Origin of the sequence: Micromonospora humi, assembly GCF_900090105.1 — a bacterium.
Lineage (GTDB): Bacteria > Actinomycetota > Actinomycetes > Mycobacteriales > Micromonosporaceae > Micromonospora > Micromonospora humi.
In genome coordinates this window covers 158120-179328 of the sequence record NZ_FMDM01000015.1, presented here as the reverse complement: position 1 = coordinate 179328, position 21209 = coordinate 158120, and the positions used below count along the sequence as shown (strand labels likewise).

Below are 21209 nucleotides of genomic sequence, written 5' to 3'. Positions count from 1 at the left end.
GCCGGTGTGGCGCAGGCCACCGCGGCGGTGTCGACGGAGACGGTACGGCGTCAGCCGTGGCTGCCGCCCTCGGAGCCACCCTCTTCGGCGGAGTGCTCACGCGGGTTGACGACCGGCGACGGCGGCGCCTCCGGGGTGAGCGGGACACCGATCGGCGCCGGGGTCTTGATCACGTTGCCGTTGCCGAAGTCGAACGTCAGGTTGACCTGCTGGCCGACGAGCAGCTTCTGGTTCAGGCCGACGAGCTGGAGGAACCGCGGGTTGCCGCTGTTCAGCTGGGCGTAGCCGAGCGCCGGGATCTCGATCCGGGCCGGCTGGCCGGCGGGCGCCGACGCGCTCTCCGACGGCGACGCGCTCTCCGACGGCGACGGGCTGGCCGAGCCGGACTCGCCGGCCGACGGGGAGGCGGGCACCTCGAGCGACTGGCTGGGCGAGGCGCTCGGGTCGGCGGCGGTGGGCGAGGCGGAGGCCGGCTCGGTCGGCGACCCGGTCGGGGTGGCCGCGCCACTGGACCCGGCGCCGCCGGTGAGCACGATCTCGCGCGCGCTGTCGGTGGTGACGGTCACCGTCACCGGCGCCTTGCTGTCGTTGTAGATCACCACGTTGAGCGGCGCGTCGGCGCCCGCCTCGTAGCCCTTCGGCCCCGGGAACTGCACGTACAGCCCGCGCACCTGGTAGAGGTTGTCGGAGGTCTGGACGTTCACGCCCTGTACCGACGGGATCTTGTTGGCGGTCTCGGCGATCTGCCCGGCGCCGCACCCGGACAGCAGCAGGCTCGCCGCCGCCGCCGTGCCGGCCAGCAGCAGGGCCGGCCCCCGGGAACCCCTGATCGAGCGCGTCACGTCGGTCCTCCTCGTCACGATCCCCGCCCGGTCGATCCCCGGGCACGGGGTGGCCATACCCGCGCAGACCGCGCTCCAGGGTAGTTGGAGCTGATCGAGGCCCGCACGCGGACCCGGCAATGCCACCTCGGCAGGGGACTCGTCAGACCACCCGGCCGTTCGCCACCAGCAGCACCACATCGATGAGCGCGACCACCAGCACCGCCCGGAAGGCGGTCACCGGACGGCCGCCGGCCTTGGCGGTGGCGCGTCCGGCGTACCACCCGAGGACCGGCACCGCGACGGCCGCGGCGACCGCCGACAGGCCGGTCCACGACGGCGGCCCGGGTGGGCCGAACACCAGGGCGACGGTGGCCGCGAGGAGCAGCCCGGCGGCGGCCAGCCGGCTGCCCGCCGGCCCCAGCCGGTGCGGCAGCCCGCGCACCCCGGTGCGGGCGTCGTCGGCCAGGTCGGGCAGGACGTTGGCGAAGTGCGCCCCGGCGCCGAGCAGCGCGGCGGCGGCCACCAGCCAGGCCGGCGGAGCGGGCGCCCCGGGCAGGGCCAGCACCACGAACGCGGGCAGCGCGCCGAACGAGACCGCGTAGGGGAGCACCGACACCGGCGTCGACTTCAGCGGTTTGTTGTAGAGCAGCGCGGAGACCAGCCCCACTGTGGCGCACGCCGCCGCGGCCGGACCGGCGGCCAGCGCGAGCAGCGGGGTGGCGACGGCGGCCACCGCGGTGGCCCGGGCCAGCGTCGGCCGGGCGACCGCGCCGGTGGTCACCGGCTTGTCGGTACGCCCCACCGCGGCGTCCCGCTCGGCGTCGATCAGGTCGTTGCTCCACCCGACGGCGAGTTGGCTGGCGAGCACCGTCAGTGCCACCGTCACGACTCCGGCGGCGGTGTGCCCGACGGCGGCGGCGAGCAGCGCGGCGACCACGACGACCGCCGCCGCCGGCTCCGGATGGCTCGCCCTGACCAGCCCTAACACCCGCGTCGACATAAGGGAAGTCTGGTCGTTACCGGGGAGTCGTGCCACGCTCGGTCCATGCCAGAAGCGTCCCCGGTGGTCGGTCCGCGCCGGGCGCTGCCCCCGAACGACCCCCGGCAGTACGACGACCTGGCCGGCGAGTGGTGGCGGCCGGACGGCGCCTTCGCCATGCTGCACTGGCTGGCCCGCGCCCGCGCGGCCCTGGTGCCCCCGGCGTCCACCCAGGACGCGCTGCTGGTCGACCTCGGCTGCGGTGCCGGGCTGCTCGCGCCGCACCTGGCCGGCAAGGGCTACCGGCACGTGGGGGTGGACCTGACCCGCTCCGCGCTCGACCAGGCCGCCGCGCACGGCGTGACAGTGCTCCAGGGTGACGCCACCGCGGTGCCGCTGGCCGACGGCTGCGCCGCCGTGGTCTCCGCCGGTGAGCTGCTGGAGCACGTGCCGGACTGGCGACGGGCGGTGGCCGAGGCGTGCCGGCTGCTGCGCCCCGGCGGCCTGCTGGTGCTGGACACCCTCAACGACACGCTGCTGGCCCGGCTGGTCGCGGTGGAGCTGGGCGAACGGCTGCCCACGGTGCCACGCGGCATCCACGACCACCGGCTGTTCGTGGACGCCCGCGCACTGGTGGCCGAGTGCGCCCGGCACGGCGTGGCGTTGCGGCTGCGCGGGGTCCGGCCGGAGCTGGGCGGCACGCTGGCGTGGTTGCTGCGTCGGTGGCGGGGCGCCGACCGTCCGGTCCGGACGGAGCCGCGCATCGTGCCGACCCGGTCGACCGCGGTCCTCTACCAGGGCAGCGGGCGTCGGGAAGGGTAGCCGGGACCACCCGGGGTAAGGGACGTCGAGAAGGGGGCGGACATGACTGTGCACGCGCTGGAGGCGGCCCGCCGGTTGGCGCCGCGACTGGCCGCCCGCGCGGCCGCGCACGACCGGGACGGCTCGTTCCCCGTGGAGGACTTCGCCGACCTGCGCGAGGCCGGCCTGTTCGGGCTGATGGTCCCGCGCGAGCTGGGCGGGTCGGGCGCGACGTTCGCCGAGTACGCCGCCGTCGCGACCGAACTGGCCCGGGGCAACGGCGCCACCGCGCTGGTGTTCAACATGCACGCCTCGGTGACCGGGGCGTTGGGCGCGGTCACCGAGGAACTGGCCGAGGCGCTCGGCGTACCGGACGAGGCGCTGGCCGCCCGGGACCGGCTGCTGCGCGCCGCGGCCGACGGCGCCTGGTACGCGGTGGCGATGAGCGAGCGCGGCGCCGGCGCCCGGTTGTCCCAGCTCAGCACCGTCTACCAGCCGGTGGACGGCGGCTGGCACGTCAAGGGCAGCAAGACCTTCTGCTCCGGCGCCGGCCACCCGGACGGCTATCTGGTGGCCGCGCGCAGCGCCACCGACCCGTCCGTGGTCTCCCAGTTCCTGGTCCCGGCCGGGGAGGGGATCACGGTCGAGCCGACCTGGGACTCGCTCGGCATGCGCGCCACCTCCTCGCACGACCTGCACCTGGACGTGACCGTCCCGGCCGACCGGCTGCTCGGTGGGGTGGAGGGGCTGGCCCTGGTGGTGGCCCAGCTCATGCCGCACTGGCTGGTGGCCAGTTACGCCGCGGTCTACGTCGGGGTGGCCCGGGCCGCCGTCGACGCCGCGGCCGAGCACCTGAACTCCCGGAACCTGGCCGGCCTGCCGGCGGTCCGGGCCCGGCTGGGGCGGGCCGACGCGGCCACCGCCTCCGCCGAGCTGGTGGTCGCCGAGGCGGCGCGCCGGGTCGACGAGGAGCCCGGTTCCGCCGAGACGAACCGCTGGGTGTGGCGGGCCAAGCTGCTGGCCGGCACCACGGCCGCGGAGGTGGCGGCGTCCGTGCTGGAGGCGGCGGGCACCTCGGCGACCCGCCGGGGCCATCCGCTGGAGCGGCTCTACCGGGACGCCCGGTGCGGCTCGCTGCACCCGGCCACCTCCGACGTGTGCGCCGACTGGCTCGGCATCGCCGCGCTCGGCGGCGACCCGGACCGGGACGGCACGGTCCCTCGTTGGTGAGCGCGAGGAGTGAGCCGGTTCGAGCCGGAGTTCCATGGCCGCAGGACTGACCGAAGCTGAGGTGGGGGACGTGGGCGTACCGGTGATCGCGGGTCTGGGCATGGCGCAACCGCCGGGCGCCGCGCAGGACGAGCTGTGGACGGGGTTCTTCGAGAAGCACTTCTCGGGCACCACCCGTGCGCTGGCCGAGAGGATCTTCGCCAACTCCGGGGTGACCCGCCGGCAGGCGGCGGTGAACCCGCTGCTGGAGGACGTCTCGGAGTGGCCGACCGAGCGTCGGATGCGCCGCTACCAGGTGGAGGCGCTGCCGCTGGGCAAGGAGGCGGTCAGCCGCGCGCTCACCGCCGCCGGCCTGGACGCCGGCGACATCGGCCTGTTCGTGGTCTGTTCCTGCACCGGGTACGCCACCCCGGGCCTGGACATCCTGCTCGCCCGGGACCTCGGCATGGCCCCGGACACCCAGCGCATGTTCGTCGGCCACATGGGCTGCTACGCGGCCCTGCCGGGGCTGGGCGCGGCGGGCGACTTCGTCACCGCCCGGCAGCGGCCCGCGTTGCTGCTCTGCGCGGAGTTGACCAGCCTGCACATCCAGCCGGCCGGCACCCGGGTGGACACCCAGCAGATCGTCTCGCACGCGCTCTTCTCGGACGCCGCGGTCGCCGCCGTGGTCGTGCCCGGCGGCCGGGGGTACGCGGTACGCGAGGTCACCTCCGTCACGGACACCTCCACGGCCGACCACATGACCTGGGACGTCACCGACAGCGGCTTCCGGATGGGACTGTCGCCGAAGGTGCCGAAGGTGCTCTCCCGGTTCGTCGGCGACCTGGTGGACGGCCTGCTGGCCCGGCACGGGTGCGACCGGTCCGGGGTGGACGGCTGGGCGGTGCATCCGGGCGGGCCGCGCATCCTCACCGTGGTGGAGCGTGAGCTGGCCCTGCCGCCGACGGCGCTGGCGGCGTCCCGGGAGACGCTGGCCGAGCACGGCAACTGCTCGTCCCCGACGGTGCTGCTGATCCTGGACCGGTTGGCCCGTACGCCGTCGCCGCCACGTCGGGTGGTGATGCTCGCGTTCGGGCCGGGGCTGACGCTCTACGCGGCGTTGTTGGAGCGCACGGGCTGACCGGCCCGCCGTTACCCTGACGGGCATGGCCTCCGAGGAGCGGATCCGGTCGGCGATGCTGGTCGGCCTGACCGTGCTGGCGTTGACGCTCGGCGCATGGTGGTGGCGGTCGACGGCGCCCTGGCTCGGCGCGACCGGGGGCTCGACGACCGAGGACCTCGTCCGGTCCCGGGTCGAGGTCGAGGGCGCGGTCGGTGAGGCCCCGCCGGCCGGCCGGGACCCGGCGGTGGTCGCCGTCGACCCCGACACCGGCGAGGTGGGTCCGGGGCCGGACCGCTCGGTGATCATCCACGTCGACCCGGACGGGTCGACGCGTCCGCTCGAGGTCTCGCACGTGGTGTGGCGAGAGACGTCCCGGCTGACGCCTGGCGCGCCGGCGGTGGTCCGCCAGGCGAACCCCTCGTCGGGCGACACGTACCGGTTGTCGGTGCGGTGCTCCGGTGCCGGGGCGGCTGTCGCGTTGCGCGTCGCCGGGGCCGGGGCCGGCGATACGGAGCGGGTGCTGAGCTGCGGTTCCCGGCTGGACATTCCGCTGCTGGAGGGCTCCGGCGCCCCGGTGCTGGTGCGGTTCGAGCCGCTGCGGGGCGAGGCCGAGCTGGACGCCCGCCTGGAGGCGCTCTACTGAGCCCGGGTCAGCCGGCCAGGCGGACCAGGTCGTCCCGGTAGTCGGTCGCGGGGCCGAGCTCGGGAACCACCCGCACCAGCCTGCCCTGGCGGTCCACCAGCAGCGCGACGCCGGTGCCCGGCTGGGCCGCGAGGTGCAGGTAGGAGCGCAGGCCGCCGGCCGGGTCGCCGAGCGGGCGTACGCCGGTGGCGGTGGCGGGCCCGGCGCGGCGGCCCTCGGTCACGGTGACCACGGTGACTCCGGCGGGCGCGGTGGCCGCCGCGGTGCCGACCTCGTCGGCGCAGGCGCAGGCGTCGACCAGGATGATCATGGCGGGCAGCAGGCTGCGCAGCGGGACCGGGGTGTCGTCGGCGCCGACCAGGTCCAGCGCGGGCAGCGGGCCGACCGCGGACGGCGCCGCCGTGGTGGCCCGGGGCAGCACGGTCGGTGCGTCACCGGAGCGCTGCGGACGCGGCCAGGTGACCGCGGCCAGCCCGGCGAGCGTGGCCAGCATCGAGACCAGCAGCACCAGCAGGGGGAGCCCGAGCCGGACCCGGGCCGGCCGGTGGGTGTGCCGGGGGCCGCGGCGCAACTCGCGGCGCACCTGCCGGGCCTCCTCGGCGAGCGCCGAGGCGTCGTCGGGGACGACCACCCGGCCCCACTCCGGGGGCAGCCCGGGGAGGCCGTCCGGCGGACCCTGGCCGTCCGCGTCAGGCACGCCCATCGGACCCCCAGAACGTCTCGGTGAGCGGACGTCACGTCCACCACCAGCGTCCCGCACCGGGGGCCGTACCGCCACACCTGGGCGCGGACGGAGTTGCGGAGCTACCATGGAAGGAGCGCATTGCCCTAGATCCCGACCGCTCCGGCCGCCCGCACCCGGTTGTCATGTCTTCGTCACGGAGCGTGTCTGAACCATCGACTTGACCTCCTGTCAAGCCGAAGAAATACCTCTCACAGGGCCCCTGAGCTGCGCCAACGGTCAGGACAGCGGTGAGACATCGGTGCCTGAGCGTGTTACCCTAGACACAGCGAAAGGGGTTTCGAACCTATGGTTTTCAGTGTCGGCGAGACCGTTGTTTACCCCCACCACGGGGCCGCACTCATCGAGGCAATCGAGACTCGGGTCATCAAGGGCGAGCCCAGGGAATACCTCGTCCTGAGGGTCGCACAGGGTGACCTGACGGTCCGGGTGCCTGCCGAGAACGCCGAGATCGTGGGTGTGCGCGAGGTGGTCGGCGAAGAGGGCCTGGGCAAGGTCTTCGACGTGCTCCGTGCACCGCACACCGAGGAGCCGACCAACTGGTCGCGGCGTTACAAGGCAAATCTGGAGAAGCTGGCCTCCGGCAACCCGCTGAAGGTGGCCGAGGTCGTCCGCGACCTGTGGCGCCGGGAGCGGGAGCGGGGCCTGTCGGCGGGCGAGAAGCGCATGCTCGCCAAGGCCCGTGACATCCTCGTGGGCGAGGTCGCGCTGGCCGAGAAGAGCACCAAGGACGAGGCGGAGACGCTGCTCGACAAGGTGCTGACCGAGGCCTGATCCGCAACTCTGCCTCTACCCGCACCACAGCGAACGAAACCGAGGACCGCGACGTGACCGCGCAGCTCAACCCGCGCGGTGACGTCGCGGTCCTCGTTCCTGCGGCCGGTGCCGGCGTACGCCTCGGGCCGGGCGCCCCCAAGGCGCTCCGACCGCTCGCCGGCGAGCCCCTGCTGGTGCACGCCGTCCGGCGCGTCGCCGCCGCGCCCTCGGTGCACACGATCGTGGTGGCCGCACCGGCCGCCGACGTCGAGTCGGTGCGGGCACTGCTCGCGCCGGTGGCGCCGGTGACGGTGGTGCCGGGCGGCGCCGAGCGCCAGGCGTCCGTGGCCGCCGCCCTCGCCGCCGTGCCCGCCGGGCCGGAGATCGTCCTGGTGCACGACGCCGCTCGGGCGCTCACCCCACCCGAGCTGGTCGAGTCGGTGGCCGCGGCGATCCGCGACGGGCGCGACGCGGTGATCCCGGTGCTGCCGGTGGTCGACACGGTCAAGGAGGTCGACGCCACCGAGCGGGTGCTCGGCACGGTCGACCGGTCGGCGTTGCGGGCGGTGCAGACGCCCCAGGGCTTCCGCCGGCCGGTGCTGACCGCCGCGCACCGGGCGGCCGGTGACCCGCTCACCGACGACGCCGGCCTGGTGGAGAAGCAGGGCGTGGCGGTGTTCTGCGTACCCGGCTCCGAACTGGCCTTGAAGATCACCCGCCCGTTCGACCTGGCCCTGGCCGAACACCTCCTGACCACCGGCGCCTGACCGCGCGCCCCGCGTACCCTCTGGTCATGATCGTTCCTCGGGTGGCTGTCGGCACCGACGTGCACGCGTTCGCGGCCGGGCGGCCCTGCTGGGTCGCCGGCCTGCACTGGCCCGACCAGGACGGCCTGGCCGGCCACTCGGACGCCGACGTGGCCGCGCACGCCGCCTGCAACGCGCTGCTCTCCGCCGCCGGCCTCGGCGACCTGGGCGCGAACTTCGGGGTGGACCAGCCGGAGTGGGCCGGCGCCTCCGGGGTGGCGTTGCTGACCGAGTCCGCCCGCCGGGTGCGGGCGGCGGGCTTCGCCATCGGCAACGTGTCCGTGCAGGTGGTCGGCAACCGGCCCAAGATCGGGCCGCGTCGGGACGAGGCGCAGCGGGTGCTCTCCGAGGCGGTGGGTGCACCGGTCACGGTGTCCGCGGCGACCACCGACGGTCTCGGCTTCACCGGGCGCGGCGAGGGTCTGGCCGGTATCGCGGTGGCGCTGGTGTACGAGGCGCCGGCGGACTGACGCGGTGACCGGGGGCCCCGGTCACCGCGCCCGGATCAGTCGACGTCGGTGCAGACGTTGTGGGTCGTGCCGTGGAGCATCGTGATGGTCTTGTCGAAGCTCGGGGTGAACTCCACCCGGAACTGGCCGTCGACGATCCACAGGCCCTTCGGCAGCGTGCCCGCGTCCTCCCGGAAGCCGAGCAGCACCGGACCGGTGACGTACCAGGTCATCGAGCCGTCGGTGCCGTAGACGACGAGCGAGGTGCCGCTCGCGTCCGCCGTGGAGGTGGCTCCGGTCTCCAGGTTGGTCACCCGGTCGACGAGGGCGCCGGTGAACAGTTCCCGCTTCGGTGAGCCGTCCGGGTAGGTCGCCAGGGTCAGCTTCCGCACCTCGTCGACGATCGGCTCGACCCGTACCGCGAACTCGCACCGGGCGCCGGCCGGCATCTCGAACGCCTCCTGCGGCGCCGGCACCCAGGCGCCGGACGTGCGTTCACCCCCGCTGGCGGACGCCGATCCGGGCAGGGCCGCGACCACGGCCGCCACGACCGACGCCACCGCGATACTCATCCCGCTGAAACGCATGCTCACTCCATCCGTGTTGCTGGTCAGGGCGGGTCCCAGCGTCCTCGGGGCGGATCACCACCGGCTCACCGCGCACGGGCGGTGACGGGGGCGTCCGACCCGGCTCCGTGTCGGTCGGCGGGGGCGCCCGACCGTGCGCTCACCGCCGGATGACAACCGCCCGGGCCGGCCGGACCGTCCTGTTCGACATGGAATTCCGCCTGCTCGGGCCGTTCGAGGCCCGCCACGACGGCCGGCCCGTCGAGATCGGCAGCCGGCGGCAGGAACGCTGCCTGCTCGGGATGCTGCTGCTCGACACCGGTCGGGTGGTGCCCACGGACCGCCTCATCGACCTGCTGTGGAACGGCCGGCCGCCGGCTGCCGCGCGCGGCGCGGTGCAGACGTACGTCGGCCGGTTACGGGGTGCGTTGAAGCCGTACGGGGTGCGGATCAGCACCCGGGGTGAGGGCTACGCCGTCGAGGGGGAGGGGATCAGCGTCGACGTCGACGAGTTCGGCGCGCTGGTCCGGGCGGCCGGTGTGGCCGCCGACCCCGCCGAGCGGGCGCGGTTGCTCGACCGAGGGCTCGCCCTCTGGCGTGGGCCGCTGCTCGCCGACGCCGCGGACGGCGAACTGCGTGACCGGTTGCACGGCACGGTCGAGGAACTGCGGCTGGTCGCCGTGGAGCTACGGGCCGAGGCGCAGCTCGCGCTGGGCCAGCACGCGCACGTCATCGCGGAGCTGATGCCGTTGGCCGACCGGTATCCCGTTCGGGAACAGCTGGTGGCGGTGCTGATGACCGCCCTCTACCGGGGGAACCGCCGGGCCGAGGCGTCGCGGCTGTACCGCACCACCCGGGAGCTGCTGAGGGCGGACTTCGGCGTCGAGCCGGGGCCGCGGCTGCGCGAGGTGCACCGCCGCGTGCTGGACGGGGACGACCGGCTCGACCGGACCGGTCGGCCGGTGTACGAGGTACGGGTCCGCGACGAGAACCTCCCCTGGAGCGTCGGCGGGCATCCGGCGCTGGACTTCTGCAACACCCTGGCCGGGTGGGGCAGGGAATCCCCACTGCCCGGCGCCGAGTGGCTGCGCGGCTACCGGACCCTCGCCGTCTGGAGCGGTCATGCCGGGCTCGCCGACGAGGTCGCCGTCAACCGCCTGCTGCACCTCGCCCGACGGGACCCGGCCACGGCCGAGGCGGTGCTCGCCGAGGCCCGTGCGTTCCGCGCCGCCCTCTACGCCAGCCTCGTCGATCCGGCCGACCACCGGGCCTTCGACGCGGTCGCCCGGGCTGCCGAGGCGGCCGCCCGGACGATGGTGTTCCGCCGTGCGGCGGACGGGCGCGGTCGCTGGCGGGCCGACCTGACGGCCGGGCTGCGGCTGCCGCTGCACGCCGTCGCGTTCAGTGGCGCGCACCTGCTCGCCGACCCGGGCCGACTCACCGTCCGGGCCTGCCCGGACGAGCGCTGCGGGTGGCTGTTCCTCGACGGGAGCGGCCTGCGGCGGTGGTGCAGCCTCGGCACCTGCGGGGGCCGGGCGGACGCGCCCTGCCGCAGCGCCTGACCGCGCCGGCCGGTACGGGACGGACCCGGGCGGCTAGGCTCGCCGGGATGCCCAGTGACGCCGCCGAAGACCAGTCCGCCGCCGACGGTTTCCTGCAACGCGCCCACCTCCTCGCCGAGCTGGGCCGCTACGACGAGGGGATCGGCGAGCTCACCGCGTTGATCGCCACGGAGCCCGCGCATCTTGAGGCGCTGACCATGCTGGCCCGGATGCAGCTCGCCGCCGACCGTCCCGCCGAGGCGCTCACCGTGGCCGAGGCGGCCGTCTCGGCTGCTCCGGGCACCGTGCCGGCGCTGGTGACACGCGGGCTCGCGCTGCTCGACCTGGAGCGCTGGAAGGCCGCCGCCGGCACCGCCGAGGAGATCCTGGCACTCGGCCCCGCCGACGCGTACGCGCAGCGCAGCGCCGCCGCGATCCTCTCCGCCGCGCGCAACGGGCAGCCGGCGCTGGACGCGGCCTGGCGGGGTGTCGAGCTGGCCCCGGACGAGCCGGAGGCGCACCTCGTGCTCGGCCTGGTCTCGGTACGGCTGGAGCTGTTCGACCTGGCCGAGCGGGCCTACCGGGAGGCGTTGCGACTGGGTCCGGAGCTGGCCGGGGCGGGGCAGGACCCGGGGGTGGCGCGGCTGGAGCGGCGTCGCTACGCGGAGGCGCTGGAGCACCTCACCGCGGTGGCCGACATCTCCCCGACCGGCCCCGACCCGGTGCGGACCGCCGACACCGGCCTGCGCCGGCTGGTGCTGTCCGCCGCCGGCTGGTCGCTGGTGCTCACCGTGCTGGTCGCCGCGCTGGCCCCGGCCGCGCCGGGCGCGTCCCGGCTGCTCGCCGCGCTGGCGGCGGTCGGGGTCGGGCTGCTGGCGGGCCTGCCCGCGTCCCGGTTGCCCGGGGTGCGCGACGCGATGTCGCGCGGGCTGTCGACGGCCGTCTACGCGGTGGCCGCGGCACCGGTGCTGTTGGCGCTGTACGCCCTGGTCGGCGGCCCGTGGCCGCTTGTGGGTGCGATCACCGCCACGGTGGTCGCCGGGTTCGCCGCGTTCCGCCGGGGGTAGGAAATTCGGATGCTCACCGTCAACGCCTACGCGGCCACCTCCGCGACCGACCCGCTCACGCCGACCACGATCGAGCGGCGGGACCTCGCACCGGACGACGTCCTCATCGACATCAAGTTCGCCGGCATCTGCCACTCCGACATCCACACCGCGCGCAGCGAGTGGGGCCCGACCACCTACCCGATCGTCGTCGGCCACGAGATCGCCGGCGTGGTGCGCGAGGTCGGCTCCGCGGTGACGAAGTTCGCCGTCGGCGACCGGGTGGGCGTCGGCTGCATGGTCGACTCCTGCCGGGAGTGCGACAACTGCCGCAAGGGCCTGGAGCAGTACTGCCTCAAGGGCAACATCGGCACGTACGGGGCGGTCGGCCGGGACGGCAAGCCGACCCAGGGCGGCTACGCGCAGGCCATCGTGGTGACCGAGGGCTTCGTGCTGCGGATCCCGGACGGCATCGAGCTGGACGCCGCCGCGCCGCTGCTCTGCGCCGGCATCACCACCTACTCGCCGCTGCGGCACTGGAACGCCGGCCCGGGCAAGCGGGTGGCCGTGGTCGGCATGGGCGGCCTCGGCCACATGGCCGTGAAGCTGGCCCACGCCATGGGTGCCGAGGTGACGGTGCTGTCCCAGTCGCTGAAGAAGCGGGAGGACGGGCTCCGGCTCGGCGCCGACCACTACTTCGCCACCTCCGACGAGTCGACCTTCACCGACCTGGCCGGCTCGTTCGACCTGATCGTCAACACCGTCAGCGCGTCCATCGACCTGGACGCCTACCTGGGGCTGCTGGCCGTGGACGGCACGCTGGTGAACGTGGGCGCCCCGGAGGACCCGCTGTCGGTGCGCGCGTTCTCGCTGATCCCGGCCCGGCGGTCGTTCGCCGGCTCGATGATCGGCGGCATCGCCGAGACCCAGGAGATGCTCGACTTCTGCGCCGAGCACGGGCTGGGTGCCGAGATCGAGGTGATCGGAGCCGAGAAGATCAACGAGGCGTACGAGCGGGTGCTCGCGTCCGACGTGCGCTACCGCTTCGTCATCGACGCCTCGACGTTCTGACGATCGACACACGACAAGGGGCCGCGTCCGCGCGGCCCCTTTCGTCGTACGTCAGGGCTGGCGCGCCCAGGTCCAGGCGTAGCCGTCGTCCTCGCAGGCGGTGCCCGCGTCGCAGAGGTCCAGCGGGCGGAACGTGTCCACCATGACCGCCAGCTCGTCGAAGAAGTCCGCCCCGATGGACCGCTCGGCGGCGCCCGGCTGTGGGCCGTGGGTGAAGCCGGACGGGTGCAGCGAGATCGAGCCCTGCTCGATGCCGGAGCCGCGCCGGGCCTCGTAGTTGCCGCCGGTGTAGAAGAGCATCTCGTCGGAGTCGACGTTGTGGTGGTTGTACGGCACCGGGATCGCGGCCGGGTGGTAGTCGACCTTGCGCGGCACGAACGAGCAGATCACGAAGTTCGGGCCCTGGAACGTCTGGTGCACCGGCGGCGGCTGGTGGATCCGCCCGGTGATCGGCTCGAAGTCGTGGATGGAGAACGCCCACGGGTACAGGTGCCCGTCCCAGCCGACCACGTCGAACGGGTGGTGGGCGTAGACGTACCTCGTCCATCCGCGCCGGTGCTTGACCAGCACCTCGACCTCCTCGCCGTCGACGAGCAGCGGGGTGTCCGGCCCGCGGACGTCGCGCTCGCAGTAGGGCGAGTGCTCCAGGAACTGCCCGCGGACGGAGAGGTAGCGCTTGGGCGGGCCGATGTGGCCGGCCGCCTCGACCGCGAGCAGCCGGGTCGGCTCGTCGCCGGTCGGGACCAGGCGGTGGATGGTCGAGGTGGGGATGACCACGTAGTCGCCGGCCACCGCGTCGAGCACGCCGAACGGCGACTCCACCCGCATCGAGCCGGACTCCAGGTAGAGGCAGTGGTCGCCGGTGGCGTCGCGGAACAGCGGCGAGGGCCGGTCGGCGAGCACGTACGCGATCCGGACGTCGTCGTTGGCGAGCAGGTACTGCCGGCCGAGCACCGGGTCCGCGCCGGTGCCGTCGAGCTTGTGGGTGCGCAGGTGGCGCGGCTTGAGCGGCAGGTTCGGCACCCGCGTGACGGTGGGCGGGGCGAACTCCTCGGCGGCGAGGATCGCGGTCGGCGCGTGGCGGTGGTAGAGCAGCGACGAGTCGGAGGAGAAGCCCTCCTGGCCGACCAGCTCCTCCGCGTAGAGCGTGCCGTCGGGCTGCCGGAACTGGGTGTGGCGTTTGCGGGGCACCTCGCCCACGCTGCGGTAGTAGGGCATTTCGCCTCCCGTTATGTCCCGTCTCCGGCCGGTGGCGTCCGATAATCGGACGCGGTTGTCCGTTCCTCGTAGCGTCCCGTACATTCTTGTCTCGTGTCAACGCAGGTGCCCCGCCTCCTCGCCGGCCTGGTGGACGACGCCGCGGTCTTCCCCCCGGGCAACGCCGCACTGCCCGACGCGGTGGCCGCGCACCGCCGGTACCGCGACGCCTGGTACGCCGACCTGGTCGGCCCGCTGCTGCTGCCCGCCTCGGAGATCCAGCGCGGCGCGCTCAGCGGCCTGGTCGAGCCGGGCCTCGTCATCGGGCTGATCGGTGACACCGGCCTCGACCAGCTGCCCGCCGCGCTGTCGGCACTGACGCCCGACGGCGTCACCGCCCGGCAGGTCGAGGCGCCGGTCGCCAAACGCGGCGAGGACCCGCAGCCCGGCCTGGCCGAGCTGATCGCGCTCGCCGGCCGGCTCGACGGCACCGCCGTCTACGCGGAGATCCCGCTGACCTTCGGGCTGATGGGCGCGCTGGACTCGCTCGCGCGGGCACGCGCCGACGGGCTGCCGGTGGCGGCCAAGTTCCGCACCGGCGGGCTGGCCGCCGAGCTGTTCCCGACGCCGGTCGAGCTGGCCGCCGTGATCTGCGCCTGCCGCGAGCGGGACCTGCCGTTCAAGCTCACCGCCGGGCTGCACCACGCGATCCGGCACCGCGACCCGGAGACCGGCTTCACCCACCACGGCTTCGTCAACGTGCTGGCCGCCACGCTGGCCGCCGTCGACGGCACCGAGGTGGACGGGGTGGCCGAGCTGCTGGCCGCCACCGATCCGCTGCGGGTGGTCGAGTCGGCCCGGGCCCGGCGCGAGGCTCCGCGCCCGCTCTGGGTCGGGTACGGCTCGTGCAGCATCTCCGAGCCACTGACCGATCTGATCCGGCTGGGGCTGGTGAACGGAGGCTACGACGCATGACGTGGGTTGCAGGGGTGGCGGGGTCGCCGTACGGGGTGACGAACCTGCCGTACGGCGTGTTCCGGCACGGCGACCGCGAGCCGCGGATCGGCGTCCGGATCGGTGACCTCGTGCTCGACCTGGCCGGCGCCGAGGCGGCCGGTCTGGTGCTCGCCGGCGGGGCGCTGGGTCACCACACGCTGAACGCCTTCCTGGCGCTCGGCCGGCCGCAGTGGACCGCCGTCCGGGCGCGGGTCACCGAGCTGCTCACCGACCAGGCGCACCAGCCGGCGGTGGAGCCGCTGCTGGTGCCGGTCGTCGAGGTCGAGCTGCTGCTCCCGTTCGAGGTGGCCGACTACGTCGACTTCTACTCCTCCGAGCACCACGCCGGGAACGTCGGGCAGATCTTCCGGCCCGGCCAGCCGCCGCTGCTGCCGAACTGGAAGCACGTGCCGATCGGCTACCACGGCCGGGCCGGGACGGTGGTCGTCTCCGGCACCCCGGTGGTCCGTCCCACCGGCCAGCGGGCCAGCGCGCAGGGCCCCACCACCGGCGCCTCGGTCCGCCTCGACATCGAGGCCGAGGTCGGCTTCGTGGTCGGTGTGCCGAGCCGGCTCGGCGACCGCGTGCCCGCGACCGACTTCGCCGACCACGTCTTCGGCGTGGTGCTGGTCAACGACTGGTCGGCCCGGGACATCCAGGCCTGGGAGTACCAGCCGCTCGGCCCGTTCCTCGGCAAGTCGTTCGCCACCTCCGTGTCGGGCTGGGTCACGCCGCTGGAGGCGCTCGCCGACGCGTTCGTGCCCGCGCCCGACCAGGATCCGCCGGTGCAGGACTACCTCCGCGACACCCCGCACCTCGGGCTGGACCTCACCCTGGCGGTGGAGTGGAACGGCGAACGGGTGGCCGAGCCGCCGTTCGCCACCATGTACTGGACCCCGGCCCAGCAGCTCGCCCACCTCACCGTCAACGGGGCGTCCCTGCGCACCGGCGACCTCTACGCCTCCGGCACCGTCTCCGGCCCGGAACGCGGCCAGGTCGGCTCGTTCCTGGAACTCACCTGGGGCGGAGCCGAGCCGGTGAAGTTCGCCGACGGCAGCCAGCGGACCTTCCTGGAGGACGGCGACACGGTGACGATCACCGCCACCGCGCCCGGTCCGGACGGCACCACGATCGCGCTCGGCGAGGTCACCGGGACGGTCCTCCCGGCCCGCTAGCTTCGCCTTCCGTATCGACGGCCCCGGATCGCACCCGCTGTGCGACCGGGGCCGTTTCGTTGTGCGTTGATCGACGCGGGTCGCGTGCACCCCGGGCGGTGCCGGTCCGGGGGCGCACGCGAGGAGTGCACACAGGAAGGACCGAGCATGACCGAGTTGACCGGCGCCGTCTGGCGCACCAGCAGCCGCTCGAACGATCAGGGCCTCTGCGTCGAGGTGGCCACCAACGTGGTCACCGCGCACGGCGTGGTGGGGGTACGCGACTCGAAGGACCAGGACGGACCGACGCTCGCGGTGAGCCCGCCGGGCTGGACCGCGTTCGTCGAGGCGTTGCGCGGCGACGCCTTCCACGGCTGACCGATCCCGCCGGACCCCGGCGCCCCGTCCGGGGCGCCGGTGGTGGAAATGTCACTCTGGGGCTCCCCTCGGCCGGTGACGGCCCGTACCGTGGACGACACGGGAGGTGCCATGTCGACGGTGACCGTTTCCGCCTTCATCGAAGCGCAGGATGCCGATCTGTGGCGCCTGCTCACCGATCTCCCGGCCCGCGCCGACTGGCTCTCCGCGGTGGGCGCGGTCGAGGTGCTCACCGGCGGCGGATTCGGGCCCGGCACCTCGTGGCGGGAGTCCCGGGTCCGGCCGGACGGCGGGTCCGAAGCGGAGGAGTTCGAGGTGGTCGAGGCGACCGCACCGCGCCAGGTGGTGCTCTGCTCGCGCGGCGCCGGCGTCGACTACCGGATCACCTGGACGCTGCGCACTGTCGAGCGGCGGCGACGCGGCTGCACCGAGGTCACCGTCCAGCAGGAGGCGGTGCCGACCCGGCCGTACGGCCGGGTGCTGGCCCTGATCCTCGGCGGCCTGGCCGCCCGGGCGGTGGAGGGTGCGCTCCGGCGTGACCTGGCGGACCTGGCCCTGGCCGCCGGCTCCGCCCGCTCCGCCGAGGCCGCCTGAGCCGCCCCACCGCCTGCCGCCGTGGCGCGTCGCTCTGCCACGCCGCCGTCCGTGCCGTGCCGGCACCCGGAAACGCACCCGAAGCTTGCGGGAGACAGCAGTGGGGAGCCGCCGGCCCGTGGCGGTAACCGGGCGATCGGCTCGCGCTCCAGCCCCGGCCGGTAGGGTGCCGGGGCGGAGGTGGCGGATGGCGAAGACCGGCAGGCGGCGGGCCGTGGTGGCGCTGGTGGCGGTGCTGGCCGTCGCGGCGTCGGTCGCCGTGGTCGCCCGGGTGCTCGCGCCGGCCGAGGTCGAGACCGTGGCCCGCGACCCCTACCCGGCGGCGCCCGCGCCGACCGCCGGGGTGATCGGGCGGCTGCCGGTGGCCCCGCTGGTCGTGGACGGCCGGCTCCGCGTCTACGCCGGCGCCCGCCAGGTGTACGCCGACCAGCCGGTCACCGGCCGGCACCGGGTCACCCCGTTCTGGTCCTACCGTCGCTGGCCGGCGAAGCTGGTCGGGGTGCTCGCGGAGGGCACCACGGTGGTCAGCCGCTGGTCCGACGGGAGGCTGGTGGCGCTGGACGCGCGTACCGGCCGGGTGTCCTGGCGGGCCGACGGGCCGGCGCCGGGGTCGGTGCCGAAGCCCCGCCGCACGTTCGCCGCCACGGTCTGGGACCCGGCCGGCCTGCACCTGGCGCGCACCGTCGACGGCGTCGACGTGCTGCTCGCCGCCGGTCCGGGCGCGGTCGGCGGGTACGCCCTGACCGACGGCCGCCGGCTCTGGCGCGCGGACGTGGGCCGGGGCTGCCGGGTCGACGTGGGCAGCACCGCGAGCGGCGAGATGGTCGGGGTGGACACCTGCGCGGGGCCGCCCTCGGTCGAGCTGCGGGACGCGGCGACCGGCGTGGTCCGCACCCGTTGGCGGCCGCCGGACGCGCCGGACCGACTCGTGGTCACCCCGGTCGGCTGCCGCGACGGGCACTCCGGCTGCCGTGGCCTGCGTACCGCCGGACCGGACGGTGGGGGCAGCCGGGGCTGGCTGGTGACCGATCCGGGTGAGCCGACGGCCGCGCCGGGCCTGGACCGTCCGGAGTCGGCGCTGGACGGTGAGCGGGTGGTGGACACCTCCGGCGGTGTGGTGACCGGGCGGTCCCCGCGAACCGGGGAGGAACTGTGGCGCCGGGCGGACATCCACCCGGCCCGGGTGCTCGCCACCGAGCCGGGCCGGGTGCACCTGCTGACCGACCGGCGGGAACTGGTCACGATCGACCCGCTCACCGGTGCGACGCGGTCGGAGTTCGTGTTCACCGCCGGCCGGGACGGGATCGGCTGGCAGCCGGGACGGGCGTACGCGGTGGGCGGCTACGTCGCCGTGGAGCGGGTCCGTGAGGACGCCACCGCCACGGACGACGACCAGGGCTACTTCCTGATGGCCGAGCCCGTCCTCCTGGCCGCCACCTGAGCACCCGGCGCTCGGCCGAGCCGGCAGGTGAGAAGGGGCCCCTTCTCGACGCCAGGCGTCAAGAAGGGGCCCTTCCTTACGCCAGGGCGGCTTCGGCGGCGGCGAGGAACGCGTCGTTCTCGGCCGGGGTGCCGATGGTGACCCGCACCCCGTCCCCGGGGAACGGCCGCACGATCACCCCACGCGCCTCGCACGCCTTGCCGAACGCCACCGCCCGCTCGCCCAGCGGCAGCCAGACGAAGTTGGCCTGGCTCTCCGGCAGGTCCGGCACGAACTTGCGCAGCGCCTCGGTGACCCGGTCCCGCTCGGCCACCACCAGCGCGCAGCGCCGCTCCACCTCGTCGGCCTGGGCCAGCGCGGCCAGCGCGCCGGCCTGGGCGGCCATGCTGGTGGAGAACGGGGTGACCACCTTGCGCACGGCGGCGGCCACCGCCGGCGCGGCGACCAGCCAGCCGATCCGCAGGCCGGCCAGGCCCCACGCCTTGGACAGCGTGCGCAGCACCGCCACGTTCGGCCGGTCCAGGTAGCCGAGGCCGTCGGGCACCTCGGCGTCGGTGACGAACTCCCGGTACGCCTCGTCGATCACCACGAGCACGTCGTCCGGCACCGCGTCGAGGAACCGGTCCAGATCGGCCCTGCGGATCGCCGTGCCGGTGGGATTGTTCGGGTTGCAGACCAGGATCATCCGGGTCCGGTCGGTCACCGCCGCCGCCATGGCCGCGAGGTCGTGCCCGTGGCCGGCGTCGTTCGGCACCCGCACGCTGGTCGCGCCGCTGGTCGCCGCGATGATCGGGTACGCCTCGAAGGAGCGCCACGAGTAGATCAGCTCGTCGCCGGGCAGGCAGGTGGCCCGCACCAGATGCTCGGCCAGCGCCACCGAGCCGCAGCCGGTGGCGATCCGTTCCGCGTCCACGCCGTAGCGCTCGGCGAGGGCCTGACGCAGCGCCACCACGCCCATGTCCGGGTAGCGGTGCGAACCGGCGACCGCCTCGGCGACCGCCTCCACCACGCCGGGCAGCGGGCCGTACGGCACCTCGTTGCTGGCCAGCTTGATCGCCTCGGGCAGGCCCAGCTCGCGGGCCAGGTCGGCCGGGCTGCGGCCGGGCACGTAGTTGGGCAGCGCGTCCAGGTCGGCGCGGGTGAGCCGCAGCGGAGGCTGGTGACGTCCGGTGTCGGTCATGGGGTGTCTCCCGGGGGGTCGGCGCGGTCGTGCGGGGCGGTACGGGGATCGGGGCGGTTGCGGGGGAGTTGGACCACCACGGTCTGCGCCCGCTTGTCGTGCAGCGCCTGGCGCAGCGGTTGGTCGAACAGCGGCGAGACGGCGTCGACGAACTGGAGCACCAGGCCCAGCCCGCAGCAGTACCAGAGCAGCGTGGGCATTCCGAGGGTGCTCCAGCGCCGGAAGGCCCGGCCGAAGCCGAGCGGCTGGTCCGCCTCGACCGGCAGCGCGCGTACGCCGGCCACCCGCTTGCCGAAGGTCTGCCCACGCGCCGCCATCGACGGCACCTCGTAGGCGAACCAGAGCGCGGTGGCGATCAGCAGGATGACGACCTGCAACCCACCGGCTTGGTCGTCGATCTGGGGCAGCCCCTCGGTGGAGGTGTCGCCGTTGACCGCCCGGCGCATCGTCTCCCGCAGGTAGGGCGAGATCGCCTCGACGTACTTCCAGACGAACCAGCCGTTGACCAGCGCGTTGAGCAGGAACACCACGCCCAGGTCGATCAGGCGGGCGACCAGCCGGGCCCCGTACGAGGCGAGCGGGAGCCCGTGCGGGCGCGGGATCGGCGGTCGGCCCGGCCACTGCGGGTAGGGCCAGCCCGGCGGCGGCCCCTGCTGCCCCGGCTGACCGAGCTGCCCCGGCCACGATCCGGGCTGGCCCGGCTGGCCCGGCTGGCCCGGCCACGGTCCGGGCTGGCCCGACTGGCCCGGCCACGATCCCGGCTGGCCCGGCTGCCCCGGCGGTCCGGGCTGGCCCGGCTGCCCGGGCGCGCCGGACGTCGGGACCGCGCCGGGCGCGCCGGGAGCCGACCGGTCGACGGTCGCGCCGGGGGCCGGCGTCGCGGCCGGCTCGGGTTCGGCGGGCGGGGGACCGTCGGGCGGGGTGACGTCGACCGGGATCGGCGCGCCGATCCACCCCTCCCCGTCCCACCAGCGGCGGGTCTCCGGTTCGGCGGGGTCGACGTACCAGCCGGGTTCCAAACTCACGGTCCAACCTTAACGACGACCGTGTTCGCGAACTTGTCGTGGAGGCACTGCTGCCAGGGCTTGTCCCAGAGTTGCCAGAAACCGTCGAGGTAGCTGAGGAACGGCACCAGCGACGCGGCGACGAACTCGACCAGGTAGCGCTTGCCGAGCATGCCCCGGGTGAGGGTGGCGCCGGGCTGCGCCGGCACGATCCGCAGCTTCATCACCTTCTTGCCCAGCGTCTGCCCGCTCCGGCGGGCGTACTCGACGTGGTAGAGCCAGTAGAAGACCAACACCACCAGGAAGAGCCCCAGCTCGGCGGCGAGCAGGGGGAAGAAGATCTCCGTCCAGACCGTGGCCGGATCGGGCCCCTCCGGGCCGGCCGCCCCCAGGTCGTCGACCACCCGAAAGACGATCCACAGGAAGACCGGCAGGAACAGCGCCATCGCCACCGCCGAGGCCACCGCGGTGTCGATCAGCCAGGCCAGCAGCCGGTCGCCGAAGCTGGCCAGCGGCCGGCCGTCCGGCGCCACCGCGGGCGGGGCGAGCGGCGGGTGCGGCACGTACCCGGGTGGGGGTGGCGGGTAGCCGGGCAGGCCCGCGTACGCCGGCGGGGTGTGCTGCGTCGGCGGCGCGAAGCCGCCGCCCACGGGCGGGGGCCCGGCGGGCGGCGGCGTCGTGTTCGGGGGAGGCTGGGTCACGCGGACAG

23 protein-coding genes are annotated in these 21209 nt (G+C 74.9%); 15 read left to right on the top strand and 8 right to left on the bottom strand.

What is annotated here, in order from left to right; all coding sequences use genetic code 11:
• Window positions 1-50 precede the first annotated feature (50 nt).
• Together GA0070213_RS25590 and GA0070213_RS25585 are read right to left on the bottom strand one after the other, a co-directional pair.
• Complete coding sequence (locus tag GA0070213_RS25590; protein WP_091070047.1) at window positions 51-842, bottom strand: hypothetical protein; 792 nt, start codon at window positions 840-842, stop codon at window positions 51-53.
• Window positions 843-984: 142 nt separating this feature from the next.
• Window positions 985-1824 carry a UbiA family prenyltransferase gene (locus GA0070213_RS25585; protein WP_091070044.1) on the bottom strand — a complete coding sequence of 280 codons (840 nt, stop codon included), beginning with the start codon at window positions 1822-1824 and terminating at the stop codon, window positions 985-987.
• A gap of 45 nt (window positions 1825-1869) precedes the next feature.
• Here GA0070213_RS25585 and GA0070213_RS25580 point away from each other — a divergent pair, with 45 nt between their 5' ends.
• The 4 genes from GA0070213_RS25580 to GA0070213_RS25565 all read left to right on the top strand — a co-directional run bounded on the left by GA0070213_RS25580 (window position 1870) and on the right by GA0070213_RS25565 (window position 5579).
• Complete coding sequence (locus GA0070213_RS25580) at window positions 1870-2625, top strand: methyltransferase domain-containing protein (protein WP_091070041.1); 756 nt, start codon at window positions 1870-1872, stop codon at window positions 2623-2625.
• Between the two features lie 42 nt (window positions 2626-2667).
• On the top strand, window positions 2668-3834 hold the full coding sequence (locus GA0070213_RS25575; RefSeq protein WP_091070038.1) for an acyl-CoA dehydrogenase family protein: 1167 nt from the start codon (window positions 2668-2670) through the stop codon (window positions 3832-3834).
• Window positions 3835-3904: 70 nt separating this feature from the next.
• Entirely contained in the window at window positions 3905-4954 is a 1050-nt protein-coding gene (locus GA0070213_RS25570) for a type III polyketide synthase (RefSeq protein WP_091070094.1), read from the top strand.
• 25 nt (window positions 4955-4979) lie between these two features.
• Entirely contained in the window at window positions 4980-5579 is a 600-nt protein-coding gene (locus tag GA0070213_RS25565) for a hypothetical protein (RefSeq protein ID WP_091070036.1), read from the top strand.
• Window positions 5580-5586: 7 nt separating this feature from the next.
• Here the strand turns inward: GA0070213_RS25565 and GA0070213_RS25560 are convergent, their stop codons facing one another.
• Window positions 5587-6282 carry a hypothetical protein gene (locus GA0070213_RS25560; protein ID WP_091070033.1) on the bottom strand — a complete coding sequence of 232 codons (696 nt, stop codon included), beginning with the start codon at window positions 6280-6282 and terminating at the stop codon, window positions 5587-5589.
• 327 nt (window positions 6283-6609) lie between these two features.
• Here GA0070213_RS25560 and GA0070213_RS25555 point away from each other — a divergent pair, with 327 nt between their 5' ends.
• Genes GA0070213_RS25555 through ispF form a run of 3 tightly spaced genes read left to right on the top strand, consistent with a single transcriptional unit; the run spans window position 6610 to window position 8353 of the window.
• Entirely contained in the window at window positions 6610-7095 is a 486-nt protein-coding gene (locus tag GA0070213_RS25555; RefSeq protein WP_013288937.1) for a CarD family transcriptional regulator, read from the top strand.
• A 53-nt stretch (window positions 7096-7148) separates the two neighbouring features.
• A complete protein-coding gene (gene ispD / locus GA0070213_RS25550) occupies window positions 7149-7844 on the top strand; it encodes a 2-C-methyl-D-erythritol 4-phosphate cytidylyltransferase (RefSeq protein WP_091070031.1) in 696 nt (231 codons plus the stop codon).
• A gap of 26 nt (window positions 7845-7870) precedes the next feature.
• Window positions 7871-8353 carry a 2-C-methyl-D-erythritol 2,4-cyclodiphosphate synthase gene (ispF, locus tag GA0070213_RS25545; protein WP_091070029.1) on the top strand — a complete coding sequence of 161 codons (483 nt, stop codon included), beginning with the start codon at window positions 7871-7873 and terminating at the stop codon, window positions 8351-8353.
• Between the two features lie 35 nt (window positions 8354-8388).
• Here the strand turns inward: ispF and GA0070213_RS25540 are convergent, their stop codons facing one another.
• A complete protein-coding gene (locus GA0070213_RS25540; RefSeq protein WP_091070027.1) occupies window positions 8389-8919 on the bottom strand; it encodes a hypothetical protein in 531 nt (176 codons plus the stop codon).
• Window positions 8920-9068: 149 nt separating this feature from the next.
• Here GA0070213_RS25540 and GA0070213_RS25535 point away from each other — a divergent pair, with 149 nt between their 5' ends.
• From GA0070213_RS25535 to GA0070213_RS25525, 3 genes are read left to right on the top strand one after another with little or no spacing between them, the layout of a single operon-like run.
• On the top strand, window positions 9069-10460 hold the full coding sequence (locus GA0070213_RS25535; RefSeq protein ID WP_245716547.1) for a BTAD domain-containing putative transcriptional regulator: 1392 nt from the start codon (window positions 9069-9071) through the stop codon (window positions 10458-10460).
• Window positions 10461-10507: 47 nt separating this feature from the next.
• The gene (locus GA0070213_RS25530) at window positions 10508-11506 is read left to right on the top strand and encodes a tetratricopeptide repeat protein (protein ID WP_091070091.1); all 999 of its coding nucleotides are present in this window, start codon (window positions 10508-10510) and stop codon (window positions 11504-11506) included.
• Window positions 11507-11515: 9 nt separating this feature from the next.
• Window positions 11516-12556 carry an NAD(P)-dependent alcohol dehydrogenase gene (locus tag GA0070213_RS25525; protein WP_091070024.1) on the top strand — a complete coding sequence of 347 codons (1041 nt, stop codon included), beginning with the start codon at window positions 11516-11518 and terminating at the stop codon, window positions 12554-12556.
• A 51-nt stretch (window positions 12557-12607) separates the two neighbouring features.
• Here GA0070213_RS25525 and GA0070213_RS25520 read toward each other — a convergent pair whose 3' ends face one another.
• Window positions 12608-13774: a homogentisate 1,2-dioxygenase gene (locus GA0070213_RS25520; RefSeq protein WP_091070022.1), complete on the bottom strand. Its 1167-nt coding sequence runs from the start codon at window positions 13772-13774 to the stop codon at window positions 12608-12610.
• Window positions 13775-13867: 93 nt separating this feature from the next.
• Here GA0070213_RS25520 and GA0070213_RS25515 point away from each other — a divergent pair, with 93 nt between their 5' ends.
• The 5 genes from GA0070213_RS25515 (at window position 13868) to GA0070213_RS25495 (ending at window position 18316) form a co-directional block, all read left to right on the top strand.
• Entirely contained in the window at window positions 13868-14728 is an 861-nt protein-coding gene (locus GA0070213_RS25515) for a hypothetical protein (protein WP_175441487.1), read from the top strand.
• Complete coding sequence (fahA, locus tag GA0070213_RS25510; RefSeq protein ID WP_091070016.1) at window positions 14725-15924, top strand: fumarylacetoacetase; 1200 nt, start codon at window positions 14725-14727, stop codon at window positions 15922-15924. Before GA0070213_RS25515 ends, fahA begins: the two co-directional genes overlap by 4 nt.
• A 147-nt stretch (window positions 15925-16071) precedes the next feature.
• Window positions 16072-16281: a DUF397 domain-containing protein gene (locus tag GA0070213_RS25505; RefSeq protein ID WP_091070013.1), complete on the top strand. Its 210-nt coding sequence runs from the start codon at window positions 16072-16074 to the stop codon at window positions 16279-16281.
• A 111-nt stretch (window positions 16282-16392) separates the two neighbouring features.
• The gene (locus GA0070213_RS25500) at window positions 16393-16875 is read left to right on the top strand and encodes an SRPBCC family protein (RefSeq protein ID WP_091070010.1); all 483 of its coding nucleotides are present in this window, start codon (window positions 16393-16395) and stop codon (window positions 16873-16875) included.
• A gap of 187 nt (window positions 16876-17062) precedes the next feature.
• Complete coding sequence (locus tag GA0070213_RS25495; RefSeq protein WP_091070007.1) at window positions 17063-18316, top strand: outer membrane protein assembly factor BamB family protein; 1254 nt, start codon at window positions 17063-17065, stop codon at window positions 18314-18316.
• Between the two features lie 76 nt (window positions 18317-18392).
• Here GA0070213_RS25495 and hisC read toward each other — a convergent pair whose 3' ends face one another.
• Genes hisC through GA0070213_RS25480 form a run of 3 tightly spaced genes read right to left on the bottom strand, consistent with a single transcriptional unit; the run spans window position 18393 to window position 21201 of the window.
• Window positions 18393-19496: a histidinol-phosphate transaminase gene (gene hisC / locus GA0070213_RS25490; protein WP_091070005.1), complete on the bottom strand. Its 1104-nt coding sequence runs from the start codon at window positions 19494-19496 to the stop codon at window positions 18393-18395.
• Window positions 19493-20521, bottom strand: a complete 1029-nt coding sequence (locus GA0070213_RS25485; protein ID WP_091070002.1) for an RDD family protein — start codon at window positions 20519-20521, stop codon at window positions 19493-19495. Before GA0070213_RS25485 ends, hisC begins: the two co-directional genes overlap by 4 nt.
• On the bottom strand, window positions 20518-21201 hold the full coding sequence (locus GA0070213_RS25480; protein WP_091070000.1) for an RDD family protein: 684 nt from the start codon (window positions 21199-21201) through the stop codon (window positions 20518-20520). Before GA0070213_RS25480 ends, GA0070213_RS25485 begins: the two co-directional genes overlap by 4 nt.
• Between the last annotated feature and the right edge of the window lie 8 nt (window positions 21202-21209).

Excerpts from the sequence above, each read along its gene's own strand:
- GA0070213_RS25585 (WP_091070044.1), bottom strand. The coding sequence starts at position 1,824 with ATGTCGACGCGGGTGTTAGGGCTGGTCAGGGCGAGCCATCCGGAGCCG.
- GA0070213_RS25495 (WP_091070007.1), top strand. The coding sequence starts at position 17,063 with ATGGCGAAGACCGGCAGGCGGCGGGCCGTGGTGGCGCTGGTGGCGGTG.
- GA0070213_RS25575 (WP_091070038.1), top strand. The coding sequence starts at position 2,668 with ATGACTGTGCACGCGCTGGAGGCGGCCCGCCGGTTGGCGCCGCGACTG.
- GA0070213_RS25525 (WP_091070024.1), top strand. The coding sequence starts at position 11,516 with ATGCTCACCGTCAACGCCTACGCGGCCACCTCCGCGACCGACCCGCTC.
- GA0070213_RS25540 (WP_091070027.1), bottom strand. The coding sequence starts at position 8,919 with ATGCGTTTCAGCGGGATGAGTATCGCGGTGGCGTCGGTCGTGGCGGCC.
- GA0070213_RS25560 (WP_091070033.1), bottom strand. The coding sequence starts at position 6,282 with ATGGGCGTGCCTGACGCGGACGGCCAGGGTCCGCCGGACGGCCTCCCC.
- GA0070213_RS25505 (WP_091070013.1), top strand. The coding sequence starts at position 16,072 with ATGACCGAGTTGACCGGCGCCGTCTGGCGCACCAGCAGCCGCTCGAAC.
- GA0070213_RS25535 (WP_245716547.1), top strand. The coding sequence starts at position 9,069 with ATGACAACCGCCCGGGCCGGCCGGACCGTCCTGTTCGACATGGAATTC.
- ispF (WP_091070029.1), top strand. The coding sequence starts at position 7,871 with ATGATCGTTCCTCGGGTGGCTGTCGGCACCGACGTGCACGCGTTCGCG.
- GA0070213_RS25530 (WP_091070091.1), top strand. The coding sequence starts at position 10,508 with ATGCCCAGTGACGCCGCCGAAGACCAGTCCGCCGCCGACGGTTTCCTG.
- GA0070213_RS25565 (WP_091070036.1), top strand. The coding sequence starts at position 4,980 with ATGGCCTCCGAGGAGCGGATCCGGTCGGCGATGCTGGTCGGCCTGACC.
- fahA (WP_091070016.1), top strand. The coding sequence starts at position 14,725 with ATGACGTGGGTTGCAGGGGTGGCGGGGTCGCCGTACGGGGTGACGAAC.
- GA0070213_RS25580 (WP_091070041.1), top strand. The coding sequence starts at position 1,870 with ATGCCAGAAGCGTCCCCGGTGGTCGGTCCGCGCCGGGCGCTGCCCCCG.
- hisC (WP_091070005.1), bottom strand. The coding sequence starts at position 19,496 with ATGACCGACACCGGACGTCACCAGCCTCCGCTGCGGCTCACCCGCGCC.
- GA0070213_RS25500 (WP_091070010.1), top strand. The coding sequence starts at position 16,393 with ATGTCGACGGTGACCGTTTCCGCCTTCATCGAAGCGCAGGATGCCGAT.
- GA0070213_RS25520 (WP_091070022.1), bottom strand. The coding sequence starts at position 13,774 with ATGCCCTACTACCGCAGCGTGGGCGAGGTGCCCCGCAAACGCCACACC.
- GA0070213_RS25555 (WP_013288937.1), top strand. The coding sequence starts at position 6,610 with ATGGTTTTCAGTGTCGGCGAGACCGTTGTTTACCCCCACCACGGGGCC.